At 34.8% G+C, this 16,397-nt stretch carries 14 protein-coding genes; 9 read left to right on the top strand and 5 right to left on the bottom strand.

Annotated features, from left to right (window positions below; genetic code table 11):
- Nucleotides 1–33: 33 nt before the first annotated feature.
- The 4 genes from BQ6100_RS08935 to BQ6100_RS08920 all read right to left on the bottom strand — a co-directional run bounded on the left by BQ6100_RS08935 (nt 34) and on the right by BQ6100_RS08920 (nt 4,193).
- Nucleotides 34–1,290, bottom strand: coding sequence for an MFS transporter (locus BQ6100_RS08935; RefSeq protein ID WP_075981332.1), 1,257 nt, complete (start codon nt 1,288–1,290; stop codon nt 34–36).
- A 78-nt stretch (nt 1,291–1,368) separates the two neighbouring features.
- A complete protein-coding gene (locus tag BQ6100_RS08930) occupies nt 1,369–2,022 on the bottom strand; it encodes a DNA-3-methyladenine glycosylase family protein (RefSeq protein ID WP_075981331.1) in 654 nt (217 codons plus the stop codon).
- Nucleotides 2,023–2,186: 164 nt separating this feature from the next.
- Nucleotides 2,187–2,675, bottom strand: a complete 489-nt coding sequence (locus BQ6100_RS08925) for a hypothetical protein (protein WP_075981330.1) — start codon at nt 2,673–2,675, stop codon at nt 2,187–2,189.
- 15 nt (nt 2,676–2,690) lie between these two features.
- Nucleotides 2,691–4,193, bottom strand: coding sequence for a sensor domain-containing diguanylate cyclase (locus BQ6100_RS08920; RefSeq protein ID WP_075981329.1), 1,503 nt, complete (start codon nt 4,191–4,193; stop codon nt 2,691–2,693).
- 433 nt (nt 4,194–4,626) lie between these two features.
- Here BQ6100_RS08920 and BQ6100_RS08915 point away from each other — a divergent pair, with 433 nt between their 5' ends.
- From BQ6100_RS08915 to BQ6100_RS08900, 4 genes are all read left to right on the top strand, one after another.
- Nucleotides 4,627–5,955, top strand: a complete 1,329-nt coding sequence (locus BQ6100_RS08915; RefSeq protein ID WP_075981328.1) for a sensor histidine kinase — start codon at nt 4,627–4,629, stop codon at nt 5,953–5,955.
- The gene (locus BQ6100_RS08910; RefSeq protein ID WP_075981327.1) at nt 5,937–6,560 is read left to right on the top strand and encodes a response regulator transcription factor; all 624 of its coding nucleotides are present in this window, start codon (nt 5,937–5,939) and stop codon (nt 6,558–6,560) included. The genes BQ6100_RS08915 and BQ6100_RS08910 overlap by 19 nt, the downstream gene beginning before the upstream one ends.
- Before the next feature lie 239 nt (nt 6,561–6,799).
- Nucleotides 6,800–7,996, top strand: coding sequence for a S8 family peptidase (locus BQ6100_RS08905; protein WP_084780301.1), 1,197 nt, complete (start codon nt 6,800–6,802; stop codon nt 7,994–7,996).
- 236 nt (nt 7,997–8,232) lie between these two features.
- Nucleotides 8,233–8,730, top strand: a complete 498-nt coding sequence (locus BQ6100_RS08900) for a GNAT family N-acetyltransferase (protein WP_075981326.1) — start codon at nt 8,233–8,235, stop codon at nt 8,728–8,730.
- A gap of 117 nt (nt 8,731–8,847) precedes the next feature.
- Here the strand turns inward: BQ6100_RS08900 and BQ6100_RS08895 are convergent, their stop codons facing one another.
- Nucleotides 8,848–9,084 (bottom strand): YusG family protein, encoded by a 237-nt coding sequence (locus tag BQ6100_RS08895; protein WP_075981325.1) that lies wholly within the window; start codon nt 9,082–9,084, stop codon nt 8,848–8,850.
- A gap of 500 nt (nt 9,085–9,584) precedes the next feature.
- On the opposite strand from BQ6100_RS08895, the gene BQ6100_RS08890 reads away from it, so the two are divergent.
- The 5 genes from BQ6100_RS08890 (at nt 9,585) to ptcA (ending at nt 16,006) form a co-directional block, all read left to right on the top strand.
- On the top strand, nt 9,585–10,916 hold the full coding sequence (locus BQ6100_RS08890) for an APC family permease (protein WP_075981324.1): 1,332 nt from the start codon (nt 9,585–9,587) through the stop codon (nt 10,914–10,916).
- 60 nt (nt 10,917–10,976) lie between these two features.
- Nucleotides 10,977–11,762, top strand: a complete 786-nt coding sequence (locus BQ6100_RS08885; RefSeq protein WP_075981323.1) for a MurR/RpiR family transcriptional regulator — start codon at nt 10,977–10,979, stop codon at nt 11,760–11,762.
- A 572-nt stretch (nt 11,763–12,334) separates the two neighbouring features.
- Nucleotides 12,335–13,741 carry an APC family permease gene (locus BQ6100_RS08880; protein ID WP_075981322.1) on the top strand — a complete coding sequence of 469 codons (1,407 nt, stop codon included), beginning with the start codon at nt 12,335–12,337 and terminating at the stop codon, nt 13,739–13,741.
- Entirely contained in the window at nt 13,725–14,852 is a 1,128-nt protein-coding gene (gene aguA / locus BQ6100_RS08875) for an agmatine deiminase (protein WP_075981321.1), read from the top strand. Before BQ6100_RS08880 ends, aguA begins: the two co-directional genes overlap by 17 nt.
- Nucleotides 14,853–14,965: 113 nt before the next feature.
- Nucleotides 14,966–16,006, top strand: a complete 1,041-nt coding sequence (gene ptcA / locus BQ6100_RS08870; RefSeq protein WP_075981320.1) for a putrescine carbamoyltransferase — start codon at nt 14,966–14,968, stop codon at nt 16,004–16,006.
- The last annotated feature ends 391 nt before the right edge of the window (nt 16,007–16,397 follow it).

The raw sequence follows: 16,397 nt of genomic DNA, 5'->3' as shown, positions 1-16,397 counted from the left end.
GTTTTTTTGACCTTTTTCCACTGCTTAAGAAAATTAGGTGCTTTCTTTAGTAAAATTTATTTTGTGTATAGAAACAACAAATAGCCAAATACACATCAAACCAATTACCACATACAAGAAACTAATGACCATCGGAGTAACAAATGCACCGATGGTAATGAAAAGAGAGGCAATGATAGATCCTCCTCTACCAACTAAAGAATTAACAGCCATATACGAACTTCTTGCATTCTCAGGGATAAGATCAGCTAAATACGTCTGTCTGATTGGCCAAAACATAATTTCACCAATGGTTGCAATGAAACCAGCAATCAATAATAAAATTGGCCCATTACTAAAGCCTAATACAAAGGTTCCACCAGTATAAATCAGTAACCCAAATACCAAGACACTTAAACTATTAAACCTTGTTATCAATCTTCCAATAATCAAGGTAGTAGTCACGACTAGAATGGTATTTTCCGCAGTTAATATTCCCAACATACTAGTACCATCAATGTTTAAATTAAAAGAACCAAAGTTAATCAGGCTTTGATGTGGGAGCTCTTTTGCCAGTCGGATTCCAACATAATTAGATATCTGGTATTCTAGAGTGAAAAATAGGAGGGTCGCAAAGGAAAATATCATAAAGGTTTTGTCCATGCTTACATGTTTGTATTGTAACCCAATATCCTTTAAAATAGCCCAACGTGAATCAACCACCCGTTCTCTAGTTGGTTTATATGTATCTGTTATAAAGAATAAAATCAAAAAAATGGAGACGATTGAAAGAATGAAAGAAATAAATAATACAATTAAGAGGTGAGTAGAAAAAAGAAATCCACCAGCCATTGTCCCAAAAACAATAGAGAGATTGGTAAACCAATACATTAAGCTATAAACAGATTTTCTATTTTTATTCGTTGTGACATCTATAACCATTGCCTCTGCGACTGGTTCAGTAATTCCACCACTTGCAGTAACAATTAAAACAGCAAAAAAGGTAATACTGGCAGAATGTAAGATTGGAGTATTTGAAATAACCATCAGAACTAGGCCAAGAGTTCTTGCAATAGCTGCACCAAGAAGGATTTTCTTTCTGCCTAATAAATCTGAAAAGTAACTTGCATATAAACCTGCACAAAAACTAAAGATGACTGTAATAATCATTAATATCCCGGTAAGTTCCGTTCCAAAACGTGAAGCAAAGTAAATGCTTAAAAAGGGCAAATACATTGAACTGGATAAACTATTGATAAAGACATCAAATAATCGGATTTTTACATTTGGATGTAACATTTTCAGTTTCATGTTGATTAACCTCTTAGAAAGAATATGTATAGCGAAAATAATTATACAATATAAAATATTTCAAATACAATTATTAAATCATAATTCATCCAAGTTTTTTCCAGAATCCACAAGTCCTAAATCTATTGCTTCCCATAGATATAATGAAACAACACTAAAATAGGGCTCCCATCGGGACTGGTGAGTTTCAAGATATTTCCCTTTAGGCTGTTCAGCCATCTTATATAACCACCTACAAGCTCGTTGTAATCCTAAATCCCCTAAAGATAGTACATCTAATCTTCCCAATGAGAATATTAGGAACATTTCGGCCGTCCATTTCCCAATCCTCTTAACCTTTGTCAGCTCCTTGATTACATGGTCATTACTGAAACGATGGATATTTTCAAAATCAATCTCTTTGGAAAGGATTTTTTCGCTTAAATCATATGTGTAAGTAATTTTTGCCTTTGAAAGACCAGCGTTTCTAAGCTCATCAAATGAAAGTGATTTTGTACTTTCGGGTGTAAGTTCAGGAGAAAGGGAACGAACTCGGTTACGGATAGTTTTTGCTGCTTTCGAAGATAATTGCTGTCCAATGATAGACATAATAAGTGATTCAAAATAATTGTTATCTAACTTAAGCTCTATGTCCCCAATTTTCATAATTAATTTTCTTAATGGTTCATCGTTATCGATTAATGATTTTACTGCTCTAGTAGATTGAGTGAAGATGATTGTTTGTTTTTTCATAAGCAGACAGAGAACGAATCTCTTTTTTCCCTCCTGATGGAATGAATTCTATGGAAATTATATAGGATTTATTTGGCTAAAAGCGAGTGTCTTCTAGAAAATAATCTCCTTAAATCAAAAAAAGGAGCCTGTCCCTTGTTTTAATTAGGAATCAGGCTCCATCATTATATACGCCCTTGTTGCAATTGTAGATAAACCTCTTTTTTTATCTCCTCTATTGTAGATGGGTGAATTAATTTATAACTGCTTATTTTAAGATAATCTTCAATACTTATTTTTCCTTGCTGTAGCAATTGACTAAGTGCCGGAAGACGAAAAAGCTTCGTTGGTAAATAAGCTAAGGTTCGTTTTTCGGTAATCGATTGAATACTAATTTTAATTCCAGATAATTTCGGGAAAAAGGGAGAAATATAATCAAATTCAATGACAATATCATTTAGTTTTGCATTTTTTATGGTTGGAATGTTTGTTGGTAAGGAAATGAAATAGACCATTTGCTCAAAGGAAAAATTTAATTCAAAAATATTTAGATTTAGCTCCCTTGCTAGTTTTAAGGTTGACGACTTTAACTCCCAAAAATAAAAATATCTGTTGGTGAGCAAAATTGTAGCCAGAAAAATAAAGGTTATAAAAAGAATCATAATTCCGTACATCATTATTATCTCCTTTTATGAAACAACAATGTTTCGCCCAAGTTCTTTTGCTTTGTATAGGGCCTTATCGGCTACTTCAATAAGATTATTTGGATTAATTGTTTCGATTTCGTTGGTTACGGAAACGCCAAGACTTATCGTAAGGCGGCCTAAAGGTTGTTTTTCTCCATTGGGAAAATGTGTATTTTCAACACTTTTCCGAATCCTCTCTGCAATCTTACAAGCAATGTTTTTATCCGTATTCGGAAGTAGGATGACAAATTCCTCTCCTCCAAATCGGAACGCTAAATCCGATTCCCTTATTGATTGCTCAATGACATTAGCTAGTTGAATTAATACCTCATTGCCTAACAGATGACCGTTTGTATCATTATAATGTTTAAAGTGATCGATATCTAACATGATGAGAGACAATATATCATGGCTGCTATTTGGAAGCAGTTCAACGATAAGTTTCTGAAAGGCTCTTTGGTTTAGCAGCCCAGTTAATCCATCCCTTATGGCCATGTCCTCAATATCTGAGTAAAGGCGTGAATGTTGAATTCCAATTGCAGCCTGATTGGCTAACGGCAAGATACTATCGAGATCTTCTACAGTAATCGGTTTTTTATTTACCGGATTATCAATAATTAACACACCAAGCTTCTTGCTTTGGTAAATTAATGGAAATACAGCGATCGACGACATATTAAATTGCTCTGCAAGTAAGCGTCCAATACGATCGGTCTGATTGAGTTCTTCAATAATTTGAGGTGAGCCATTTTTTAAAATCTTTGAAAGGAAATGGGATTCATATAACCAAATCTTTAGGTTTTTCACTCGTTCATTGAGCTTTGAATCTGTCTCTTTTTCCGATTCATTAATTTTAATTAGATCTTTAAGCCTATACCTTTTATTTATTATTTCCTCCCATGTTTTATAGCCTTCATTGGTGCTCATCGGACCAATTCCCAAAACACCATTTAACTTGGTCTCATTTTTATTCATTAACAAAATCATGGCCCGATTAAAGCCCAAGCCATAGCCTGCAGTTACAGATGTGAGGATGGTTAGCAATAATTTTTGCAAATCAAGTGTTTGCTGCATGGCAAAGCTAACCTCTTTAAAAACGTTTAATTGTTTGGAATTGGCAATTAATTGTTGAAGCCATTCATCACTTTGTTTTCTGCTTTTACTTATGTAGTTCAGAGTAAAATACATACTTGAAGAGAGGAGTAAATAAAATAATAGGATCCATATATTCTCATCTCTAGTAAAGATACAGAGGAAAATCCATGCCAGAAAAGGACTAATGATTGCACCATAAAGATTAAAGCAAAGAATGGATATGCCCACAAAGATAAAAAGAAACCACTTAGCATGGGTAAAATCAAAAAATAGTTCATCAAGAAGAATCAGTACCAGTGTTGAAAAAGTAAGTATTAACTTATTAAGTAGGTCATTCCCTTTGAAACGGATAAAATTCAAAATTAAGGTGCAAAAAAATATACTAACTATGAGCAAAATATAATCTGTCATTTTTGTTACTCTCCTGATGGAAAGGAATAATAAAAAGTAATCCTAGTACTATTTTACTATAATTTTTAGGAAGTTCAAATTGTGTAATTCTTCAAGATCGGTAAAAGAGGATGCAATTTCGAAAAGAAAAATCATTCATTATAGATCGAATCGATTGTGTATTTCAAATAGATCGTGATCATTTTTTTGTTGTGAACTATTTGAACTTATACAGTTATTTTTTGTTTTGAAAAAATTATTATTCCATTATTCATAAGTATTATATGTCATACAATTATAAAATAGGTCTAATTTACTAGTCTAATAAGAGACTCATCAAAGGATAATTGTCGGAATATGTAGAATATATAAAAATTGATATTTCTTGATAATAACAATATTACAACTAATTAGGGGAGGGCTAGCCATTTTTGTGAACCTTTTATTCCTGTTTATGTTTGTCATTATGACAAGTCTGGGAATTTATATTAGAGAAAAAAACAAAGAAAGTCGGTTAGTTTTTTGGGCTGCATTAATATGTATATGTGGTGGATTAACGGGTCTACAGGTCATCTTAGAAAGAGAATTTTTACAGTATATAAGTCAGTATGGCAGCCAACAAATAATATTAATCGCTACCTTTTTTGTTGGTCTATTAAACTTTTTTATTAATACATTCCCTTATTTTAGCATTCTAATATTCTTTTTAATATACAACTCTCTATTACAACAAAATAATAGAATTTTAGTGGCATTGAGTCTTCCGCTTTGGATTACATTGGTCTTTTTTACAGATTTACCTACAAATAATATGAATGAATTGATGATCGCCATATGGGGTGTCTTTTATGTAGTTGCTGCTTTTGGTTTAGCAATACGGCCAATCATTATTGAAAAAAATATTAAACAGCGTATGTACCATAGTGCGATTGCCTTTATTTTTATTGTTCCTTTAATAAGCTTAAATGCCTATCATTTTATCCCAAATCCTTACAGCAATCAAATACTATTGGTTATTCCTGTTATTTGTATTGGAAGCATATTGCTTATTTTATTTTTATTTATTCGAGGTACCTTCCTAGGTTTGAAGAGAAAGTCTGTTCAAACCGTTCATCTTGGAACGACATTAATTCATCACTCATTGAAAAATTCGATTGGGAAAATAAAATTGAACGCCTTAAATATTAAAAAAGGCTTGAACAATCAACAGTTTTCTGAGATTGAGGGATATGTTGATACTCTATTAAAAACTCATGATACCATGATGAAGACGATGGCTCAGGTTTCCCATGCTGTAAATGATAAATTGAATGTACATAGGGAGGAACATAATTTATCAGAGGTTCTTGATGAAGTCGCGAAGGCAATGGAAGTTTTTCCGAATATCCGAGTTGAGAAGCAATATTTCCCCATTAAAGTATCAGTTGACAGGAGCCTTTTTACCGAGTGTTTAATAAATATTTGTAATAATGCAATTGAAGCCATGAGGGAATATGGCACCATTCATATAAATCTAGAAGGGAAGAAGAGGGTAGTTGTTCTTTCCATAAGTGACACTGGTCCAGGGATGGATACCATTCAATTGCAGAATGTTTTTGAACCTTTTTATTCAACAAAACAAAGAACGGGGAGAAATTTTGGCCTAGGTATGTATCAGGTAAAAAAGGTAATGGAAGCCCACAAAGGAAGAATAGAAGTCAAAAGCAAAATTGGACAAGGTACGACCATTAAACTAATTATCAAAAGATGGGAAAAGGAGTCAGTATGGGGAAAATTAAGGTAATGTTTGTTGATGATGATCCTGATTGGAGAGAGGGGATTTATAGCTTTTTTGATGGTCATAGTCAGATAGATTTAGTTTCCTGTGTTTCTACAGTAGAAGAGTGTTTCACCACATTGAGTACGGAGTCAGTGGATATAATTATTATGGACATTATGCTCAGTCAGTATGATGCTTCAGGATTGGATGCAACATTAGATATTACGACCCAATTTCCACATATAAAGGTAATCATGCTAAGTTCATTAGATCAAGATGATGAAATCTTTAATGAAGCCTTTTTAAATGGTGCCTATGAATTTGTCTACAAGCAGGATTTTGAGCAATTGCCTGGTAGTATTGTGAATGCGATGGAAAATAAATCCCACAAATTCGGAGAGCGATTGCGAAAGCTAGTTTTTGAAAAAAAGAAAGGATTACTCAGTAAAGGTGATATCGAAATTTTGCAGATGATATTAAAAGGAAAAACGCAAACAGAGATATCTGAGGAGCTTTGTATCAGCTTATCAGCGGTGAAAAAACATATTAGTAGGATTATGAAGAAGTTTGCTTGGCAGCGAACGAGTAAAGAGTTGGCTGAAAAATGCAGCAAATGGGGACTGCTTTAGGGAAAGATGCTTATTTCATTGAAATAAGCATCTTTTTTTGAATGGTAGACATAAAAATGTCGCCTTTTGCTTAAAAGAATGAGAGATTATAATTTTACTAAATATAGATTTTGTATAGTAAAGAAACTCTTTTAAAGTTTGATATTAGGTTTTCATTACTATTGCTGAATTTACAGAGGGGAAAGGATTTTATACGCCCTGTTCTTTTCAATTTCAATAAGTAAAAGGGGATGTAATTAATGAGAAAAAGACGGAAGTTCTTAGCTTTTATTATGGTTCTTTCTTTAGCTTTCGGATGGGGTACATCGGAATCCGCAAATGCCGTTGAAGCAAAACCAATCGACTCAAAATCAACCAGCTCAACTACACAAGTGATGGCTGCGAAAGATCGGGTCCTTGTTAAAATGAAATCTGGTAAATCTCTGCAAGACATTAAAGGTATATCCAATCTCCAACAAATAGAAACAATCGGAAATTGGAGTATTGTCAAAACACCGTCGGATAAAGCTGAGGAGTATAAAAAAAGGCTGCTCTCTGATCCAGCTGTTGAAGCGGCTGAGCTCGATTATGTTCATACAGTCGCTGCAATATGGAATGATCCAAATATAAGTGAACAGTGGCATTTAGCAAAAATGTCATTGCCGTATGCATGGGATATCAAATACAGTTCATTCCCTAAAACCATTGCTGTGCTCGATACGGGAGTTAATATGAATCATCCAGACCTAAAACCCAAGATTGTGCCGGGGATAGACACAGTAAACAACGACTCCTTCCCCCAAGATGACCATGGACATGGTACCCATGTGAGCGGTGTAGCAGCAGCTATAGGGAATAATTCCTTAGGCGGAAGCGGAGTGGATCCATTTGCCAAAATCATGCCTGTAAAGGTGCTGAGCAGTAAAGGTGATGGTTTAACCTCAAATATTATTCGTGGCTTGTACTTTGCTGCTAATAACGGAGCCAATGTGGTGCTTATGCCGTATACCTCTCCTAATTATTCTCAGGCATATCAAGAAGCAATCCATTATGCTTGGCTGAAAGGAAAGGTACTTGTCGCTCCGGCAGGTAACGAGGGGGCGACAACGAAACAGTATCCTGCAGCATACAATGATGTGTTGAGTGTGGCAGCGACAAACCAACAAGACATGAAAACAACTTTCTCTAATTACAGTATCGGTTGGGTGGATGTAGCCGCGCCAGGTCAATCGATTTATGCAACATCTATTAACGGGGGCTATACGTCAATGAGTGGTACTTCGATGGCTTCGGCAGCTGTTGCAGGATTGGTTAGTCTTACTTGGAATAAGAATTCAGCAGCGTCGAATAGACAAGTGGTCAATCGGATAACGAGCACTGCTGATCCGGTGAGAGGAACCGGTTCTGAATTTATATATGGCCGAGTCAATGCCTATAAAGCTTTGAACGGCTTTTAACTCAATAAATGCATACACAAAAAAAGCTAAGGGTCAGCAAATCCTTAGCTTTTAATTTTTAATAGTTCCTAAAATGCAGGATATTGATAGACAAAAGCAGAATTACATAAAACAGATTATTGTAATATAGAATTAATAATTCTATTTAAAGTTTTTCCAAAATCAATCTAATCAATAAGAATGCGTTTAATTAGAAGAATATTGAAACAATAGGTATTAGGAGGATTAAATAACTGATGGAAATAAGAATTCTCGGGTCAAAAGATGCTGTAGCTTTTAAAGAGGTAAGACTAGAGGCATTAAAGGCCCACCCGGAAGCATTCAGTTCCAGCTTTGAAGAGGAGAAGGATGGTTCTATTGAGAAATTTGCAGATAAGTTAAATTCCGAAAACGCCTTTACTTTCGGTGCTTTTATAGAGGGAAGACTTGTAGGGGTAGTCGCATTATTATTAGAAAAGAAAAACAAAATTAAACATAGAGCCAATATTGGTGCGATGTATGTTAATCCAGAGGTTCGCGAATCTGGAGTTGGAAAGGCTCTCATGTTAGCCGCCATTGATCAAGCTAATGAAATAGAAGGAATTGAACAGCTAGCCTTACATGTAACATCAAATAATACCCCAGCCAAAAAATTATATAAATCTCTAGGTTTTAAAACCTATGGGGTTGAACATAGTGCTTTAAAAGTGGAGGAAACATATTTTGATGTGGAAATGATGGAACTCTTTTTATAAAAAATACCTTACTGGTAGGTATTTGTGACTTTGAGTAGGATTAATTGGCAGCTACGTTTCACCCCTCGGCTGCCAATTAATCTATTCAATATCCATGATAGTAGTTACCCTATTCCTCTAACACCAGCCACCCTCGTCGCAATCAGTATACCGGGCATCTTTTCCTTCGGTCACCGTTACATGCTGGAAAATCCTCTGCTGATTTGCTTCGAAATGATGATCTAATTCAAATTGTAGGTTTTCAGGGAGTTTAATTTTCCCAATTGGGCTATTTTCAAGGAGTAGCTCAATCTCTCCATTCTTTAGCTTTCCTACTACTTGGTCAGTAATGTCCAATTTCTTCTGATTCAACATTTTTTATCCAACCTTTCATCTGATTTGATATTATCTTTCCCAATTTATTAGTAAGTAAAGTAGGAATAAATTAAATAAAAATTTCATCATTCAGTCCATGTTTTATTTCAGAATGATATCTTTTTGTAGAAACTGGGAATGCCCTTATTGATATATACATATGTATTCAATAATTAGTAAGGGGATGAAGGGATGAAAAGAAAAGGAATCAGATGGTTGGATATAAAATAAATTAAAATGTTTTGAAGGAAGATGGAACATTTATTTATAGATTCCATTCTCTAAAAATGCAATCTCTGGTCAAATTTCATTATATCTTTTGCTATTCTTTCATTAATTTTACCAAAACATAAATAGAAGGAAAGGGAATTTTTGACAGCATATACAATGAATCGTCACAAATAATTCTAAATGATGGTAAAATAGACATAAATGTATAGTAGTATAATTACCATGTTTGGTATGCTCAAATAAAATAGAATAGATGGAAGAGTGCTGCTATGAAAGAGACTAATGAGTTTCAACGAAGATTGAAATTAATTCATGTGGTTGCTATCGGAATAGCATATATGTCACCATTTGCTGTCTTTGATACTTTTGGAATTGCTTCTGAAATATCATCTGGTCATGTACCAGCTGCTTATATTATTGTATTTACAGCTATCCTTTTTACTGCTTTAAGCTATGGTAAATTAGTAAAAAGATATCCTACTGCTGGTTCAGTTTATACCTACACGAAAAATATATTAAACCCATATTTAGGTGTTATTGTTGGATGGGTTTCATTCATTGCATACTTAGCCCTACCAATGATTAATGCCCTTTTAGCAAAGATTTACCTTACGTCAGGATTTCCTGAAATTCCTGGATGGGTATGGATTGTTGGACTAGTTGCCATTATTAGTTTTTTAAATGTTTTTGGCGTAAAAGTTGCTGCATCAATCAATATATTACTAGTTGTCTATCAGTTTTTAGTTGTTATTATCTTTATTATTCTTAATATTCGTTCCATACAAGCAGGACCAGAAGCCTTTATCCCAATACAAAAAATCTTTTCAATGGATTATTCGGGATTGTTTTCAGCTGCAGCTCTCTTAGCATTATCCTTTATTGGTTTTGATGCAATCACTACACTTTCTGAAGAAACGATCAATCCAACAAAAACGATTCCTAAAGGGATATTAATTGTGGCTTCTATTGGCGGTATCTTTTTCTTTACAGTGACCTATTTTATGCAATCTCTTTTTCCAGACGTGTCCGTATTTAAAAATATCGAGGGGGCCTCACCTGAAATTGCTTATATAATAGGAGGAAACTTGTTTCTCTCATTTTTTCTAGCAGGAGCCTTTTTTTCGGTATTTGCTTCAGGCTTAGCGGCACAAGTTAGCGCTTCTCGTTTGCTATATGCAATGGGGAGAGATGAGGTTTTGCCTAGACGATTCTTTGGATATTTGCATCCTAAATTTAATTCTCCCGTATTTAATATTTTATTAGTTGGAATTCTAGCGTTGTCTGCCCTATTTTTAGATTTAAGAACAGCAACATCACTTATTAATGTAGGGGCATTTACTGCCTTTTCTTTTGTTAATATATGTGTAATTACCAATTTCTTTAAATCGAAGGAAAAACATTCTCTGGGAAATATTTTTGGAAATTTAGTCATTCCTTTCATTGGTTTAGGTTTTATTATTTATCTATGGAGTAACCTGGATTTGTTTTCAATTACCATTGGACTCATTTGGACTATACTTGGCATTGTTTATTTAGTAGTCTCTACGGACTTTTTCAAAAAAGCACCACCTAAAATTGATTTTGATCAGCTTGAAATGTAGACATTCGATATAGTCAAAAATCAGGGATATTCATAGGGATAGAATACGGAAGGTGAGAAAATGGATTTTTTTGAGATAACATCGAAGCACATTCATTCCCTGAATAATAGCGAAAAGGAACTATATAATTATATTATTCGAAATATGGAAGAGGTAAAGAAGAGTACCATTCGAGATTTTGCAGCTAAATGCTACGTTTCTCCTGCAACGGTTATCCGTTTTCTTAGAAAAATTGGTTTTTCTGGCTACAGTGATTTAACGGCTATACTTAAATATACAGATAATAACATTATTGAAAATCACAATCCTTTTGTCGTATCACAGGAGGATTATCGTATTGAATACATAAAAAATATCTATGAATCTGTGAGGGTCTTAGATGAAGAAAAAGTGGATGAAATTGTTGAAAGGCTTAAAGAAAATCCAAGATTAGTCGTCATGGCACGAGGTTTAAATAAGAGTGTTGGCCATTATTTTGAATATATTTTTTCTGGGCTTGGTTTCGAGGTGGTATTCCCTGAAGATCACTATTTCCGCAAGATGCTATTAAATGGGATTCGAAATACAGATCTTGTTTTCTTTTTAACCTATGGGGGAGAAGATAAGGAACTAATTAGTGATATTGAAAAGTTAAATATAAGTTCGAAGGCAACAGTGGTTTCTATCACCTCAGCTAATAATAATCCTGTCCAAAATATGAGTCATATTAATCTCTATGTATTTGCTGACTATATCGATTTTAATGATATAGATATGACCTCTAGAATTTCAATGATTAGTATAATAGAATTAATCGCCTATAAGTATATGGATGAAATAACGAGTAAGAATTCAAGTAAAGAATAATTTAAATATTGCTATCGGAAAATGAGACCTCAAATTATGTTTTTACATAGTTTGGGGTCTTTTTGTGTTATTTTTAGGAATCAGATCATCAGTTGGTGACTGCTAACGATCATTAGATTGTCTAAAACACTTCCTTTATCTGGAATATAAAACTTGTTTCACTATTTGAAACGTGTTTTTTGAATTCGGAAATATAGACTAGATTTTCCAGTATATGTTTCATGAAATGAAACGTTTTTTATAGTTGGAGGCCTTGAATCTAAAGGCTTCAAAGCTATTTTAAAAAAGTTTCTCTAGCATTAATATATGGGTATAAACATTACTGCAGCAGTGTTGAAAAAACGCGATAAATGATTTGGTCGACAATAGAAAAGAGATTAGGGATAAAGGGTATTGGTTTAAATCTCCTTCTATTGTTGACCAACACACGATTAGGTTAGATGCCCTTAGCAAAAAACGAATAGTAAAATTCATTATCCAAACCATTATACTAGTCTAATTAAACTAAAATCCCAGCTGATCGTCATTTCATTTATCGTGGATAAAAAATGAAGTTATTTGGAGTGGAGACGATGGAAAACAAAAAAAAGCTTCGTTTATTTGACTCAGTACTTATGGCGGTAACGGTGGTTCTCGTAGCAGAATCGGTTGCCCCTGCTGCAGCAGTTGGACCATCACAGTTTTTTTGGTGGTTCCTTCTATTAATCTGTTTTTTCTTACCATATGGTTTAGTCTCGGCAGAATTAGGTACGACCTATGATGACGAAGGTGGAATTTACGATTGGGTAAAGCGTGCTTTCGGGCCAAGAAATGGAGGTAGGGTTGCCTGGTATTACTGGATTAACTTTCCATTATGGATGGGCTCTCTCGCCGTACTATTTCCAACAACCATCACACAAGTGTTTGGCACAGAATTTAATTCAATTAGTTCCATAGTAATCTCACTGGTTTTTGTATGGATCGTTACAGTAGTAAGCCTATTTAGAATTAGTGATAGCAAATGGATTCTGAACATAGCAGCATTTTTTAAAGTGTTTATTATGATAAGTCTTGGTGCGATAGGTGTTTACTTTGCATTAACAAAAGGTGTAGCAAATACGTTTACAGTTAAAACCTTGCTCCCTTCGTTAGATATTACAAGCCTTTCCTTCTTGTCAGTTATTATTTTTAATTTCCTTGGGTTTGAAGTCGTAACATCCATGTCAAGTGAGATGAATAATCCGCAAAAAGATATTCCGAAGGCCCTGATTATGGGTGGAATATTGATAGCGGTGTTCTACTTGCTTGCTGCCTTTGGTGTGGGCGTTGCAATTCCATTTGATCAGCTTACAACCGATAGTGGTCTGATTGATAGCTTCTCCATTTTACTCGGCTCTGCTGGTGGATGGTTTGTAACCATAGTAGGACTGATGTTCCTTTATACATTGGCAGCCAATCTTATCTCATGGGCATACGGAGTAAACTATGTAGCCCTATATGCTAGTGAAAACCATAGCTTGCCAAGTATTTTTAAATGGAAAAGCAAGAAGACGGATATGCCAATTGGTGCACCATTACTAAATGGGATTGTAGCCTCTGTACTTGTCTTAATTGTACCAATCATGAACTCAATTGGATTAGAGGATATTTTCTGGAGCTTCTTTGCACTTAATTTAGTTACCTTACTTGCTTCATATGTTTACATGTTTCCTTCCTTTCTCAAATTAAGAAAAATTGATCCAGAAAGGGAACGTCCATTTAAGGTAAAAGCTGAAGGAGCAATGCTTAAAATTATCGCATTTGTACCACTTGTTTTACTTGTAGCTTCATTAATCTTTACCATAATACCACTCAATTTAAGTCAAGAGGAATTGGTCTTTAAACTTCCACTTCTAATAGGTACGATGATCGCTGCCTTAGTTGGAGAGATAATTGTTCACTATAGTCTTAAACAAAAGAATAAAAGTGAAGGAGACGAAAATGATGAGAACGTTGCATAGTAATCCAAAGATGGACGGGTACCGCATGCCTGCTGAATTTGAACATCACGAAGGTTGCTGGATGATTTGGCCAGAAAGAACTGATAATTGGCGCTATGGTGCAAAGCCAGCTCAAAGAGCATTTACCGAAGTGGCAAAGGCCATTGCTGAATTTGAACCAGTAACCATGGTTGTCAACAGAGATCAATATGATACCGCACGCCATATGCTGCCACCCCATATTCGTGTAGTGGAAATGGCAACAGACGATTCATGGATGCGTGATGTTGGACCAACATTTGTGGTAAATGATGAAACTGGTAAGGTACGAGGCATTGACTGGACCTTTAATTCCTGGGGTGGACTTGTTGATGGACTTTACTTTCCTTGGGATAATGACGATCATGTCGCTCAAAAGGTATGTGATTTGGAAGGAATTGACCGATATCGGTTGACTAACTTTGTTCTTGAAGGCGGTTCCATCCATGTGGACGGCGAGGGCACTTTAATAGTAACAGAAGAATGTCTGCTTAGTGAGGGCCGTAATCCTTCTTTATCTAGAAAAGAAATAGAAGATATACTAATGGATTACTTAAATGTAGAAAAAATCGTTTGGCTCAAACGTGGAATATATTTAGATGAAACAAATGGTCATGTGGATAATATTTGTAACTTTGTACGTCCAGGAGAAGTGGTGTTAGCATGGACCGATGATCAAACAGATCCACAATATGAAATTTCAAAAGAATGCTATAACATTTTGTCGAATGAAACAGACGCAAAGGGCCGTAAATTTATTATTCATAAATTACATGTTCCATCCCCTATATTGATTACTAAAGAAGAGAGCGAAGGGGTAGATGTCGTTGATGGAACACTTCCACGAATGGAAGGGGACCGTTTGGCAGCATCCTATGCAAACTATTACACAGCGAACGGAGGTGTCGTGATTCCCCTATTTAATGATCCTAATGATGAAAAGGCTTTGGCATTGTTTAGAGAGCTATATCCTGATCGTAAAGTAGTAGGGGTTTATGCAAGAGAAATTTTACTAGGTGGCGGAAATATCCACTGTATTACCCAACAGCAACCTTCAGGTGTACCAGTAGGAAAAACCTTGGTACTTGTCTAATAAAAAAATTGAATTTTTTCAGCCAAAACAATTGGGTGAACACTTATTATTGGGAGTTCAAATCGAATGGATTGAGTTTTTTATATAAACGATGATATAAGGAGGAGAAAACAATGACAGTAAAACATTATATTGATACGAATGATTTTTCCAAAAAGGAATTAATGGATATTGCAAACCTTTCACTGACATTAAAAAAATGTATAAAAGCTGGTTATTACCCACAATTACTTAAAAATAAAACACTAGGTATGATTTTTCAACAATCTTCAACTAGAACACGTGTCTCCTTTGAAACTGCTATGGAACAACTTGGTGGACATGCACAGTATTTGGCACCAGGTCAAATTCAATTAGGTGGACATGAAACGATTGAAGATACAAGTCGTGTTCTTTCCAGATTAGTGGACATTTTGATGGCTCGTGTGGAAAGACATAAATCCGTAGTAGATTTAGCCAAAAATTCAACCATCCCTGTTATCAATGCAATGTCTGACTATAATCATCCGACACAAGAAATGGGAGACATTATCACGATGATAGAGCATCTCCCAGAGGGAAAGAAATTAGAGGATTGTAAAGTGGTATTTGTCGGTGATGCAACTCAAGTCTGTGCATCTCTTGGCTTTATTTCAACGAAAATGGGTATGGATTTTGTTCACTTTGGCCCTAAAGGATTCCAACTAAAAGACCATCACATAAAAATCATGGAAGAAAACTGTAAAGTATCTGGGGGTAGCTTCCTGATTACCGATCAAGCAGACGAAGCATTGAAAGACGCAGATTTCGTCTATACTGATGTATGGTATGGATTATATGAAGCTGAACTATCAGAAGAAGAAAGACTGGCTATCTTCTATCCAAAATATCAAGTGACCATGGACCTTATGAGAAAGGCAAAACCAAGTGCTAAGTTTATGCACTGTCTACCAGCAACACGAGGTGAAGAAGTAACAGATGAAGTGATTGATTCCGACCTTTCTATTGTATTCGATGAAGCAGAAAACAGATTAACCGCTATGCGTGGACTTCTCGTTTATTTCTTAGGTTTAGATAAACCAGATATGGAAAAAGTAACGGAAGCTAAGTTTGAATTAGAAAGACGATTAAAAGAAGTATTTGAGGATGAAAAGGAATTGGCAGGAGCTTATTAAGATTTGTTTAAGTTGGAAGTAGTGAAAAGGGACCTGACTGGCAGTATGGTTAGTTAGGTCTCTTTTTCTTTTTTCAAGAAGGTTGTATCGGACTATTCTAATAACAAAATGAATAATATTAAACTTCGTAATAACCGAAAGTATGGAAAAAGATAAGGCTGGAATATTGGAGGCGAAGAGAGAAGAAGGTAATATTATCATAAATAACATTTTTCGATATGGATGTTTGTTCAACAAAAAAAGTGGACCTCAAAGAAATGAAGTTCATTGAAGAAGCATCATTTACATACAACCTCATTTTTTATGTATACTCTGGCTAGAATCTGAATAAATATTATAGTTGTGAATAATACTAACAGTTGAGTTATCTTTAGTTTTATCATTTGCTCTG

The organism is Bacillus massilinigeriensis (assembly GCF_900117315.1).
In the GTDB taxonomy this organism is placed as follows: Bacteria; Bacillota; Bacilli; order Bacillales; family Cytobacillaceae; genus Bacillus_BE; species Bacillus_BE massilionigeriensis.
Note: the sequence above shows the minus strand (reverse complement) of the source record. Positions and strands in the feature narration are given on the sequence as shown.

Excerpts from the sequence above, each read along its gene's own strand:
- BQ6100_RS08935 (WP_075981332.1), bottom strand. The coding sequence starts at position 1,290 with ATGAAACTGAAAATGTTACATCCAAATGTAAAAATCCGATTATTTGAT.
- BQ6100_RS08930 (WP_075981331.1), bottom strand. The coding sequence starts at position 2,022 with ATGAAAAAACAAACAATCATCTTCACTCAATCTACTAGAGCAGTAAAA.
- BQ6100_RS08925 (WP_075981330.1), bottom strand. The coding sequence starts at position 2,675 with ATGTACGGAATTATGATTCTTTTTATAACCTTTATTTTTCTGGCTACA.
- BQ6100_RS08920 (WP_075981329.1), bottom strand. The coding sequence starts at position 4,193 with ATGACAGATTATATTTTGCTCATAGTTAGTATATTTTTTTGCACCTTA.
- BQ6100_RS08915 (WP_075981328.1), top strand. The coding sequence starts at position 4,627 with ATGTTTGTCATTATGACAAGTCTGGGAATTTATATTAGAGAAAAAAAC.
- BQ6100_RS08910 (WP_075981327.1), top strand. The coding sequence starts at position 5,937 with ATGGGGAAAATTAAGGTAATGTTTGTTGATGATGATCCTGATTGGAGA.
- BQ6100_RS08905 (WP_084780301.1), top strand. The coding sequence starts at position 6,800 with ATGAGAAAAAGACGGAAGTTCTTAGCTTTTATTATGGTTCTTTCTTTA.
- BQ6100_RS08900 (WP_075981326.1), top strand. The coding sequence starts at position 8,233 with ATGGAAATAAGAATTCTCGGGTCAAAAGATGCTGTAGCTTTTAAAGAG.
- BQ6100_RS08895 (WP_075981325.1), bottom strand. The coding sequence starts at position 9,084 with ATGTTGAATCAGAAGAAATTGGACATTACTGACCAAGTAGTAGGAAAG.
- BQ6100_RS08890 (WP_075981324.1), top strand. The coding sequence starts at position 9,585 with ATGAAAGAGACTAATGAGTTTCAACGAAGATTGAAATTAATTCATGTG.
- BQ6100_RS08885 (WP_075981323.1), top strand. The coding sequence starts at position 10,977 with ATGGATTTTTTTGAGATAACATCGAAGCACATTCATTCCCTGAATAAT.
- BQ6100_RS08880 (WP_075981322.1), top strand. The coding sequence starts at position 12,335 with ATGGAAAACAAAAAAAAGCTTCGTTTATTTGACTCAGTACTTATGGCG.
- aguA (WP_075981321.1), top strand. The coding sequence starts at position 13,725 with ATGAGAACGTTGCATAGTAATCCAAAGATGGACGGGTACCGCATGCCT.
- ptcA (WP_075981320.1), top strand. The coding sequence starts at position 14,966 with ATGACAGTAAAACATTATATTGATACGAATGATTTTTCCAAAAAGGAA.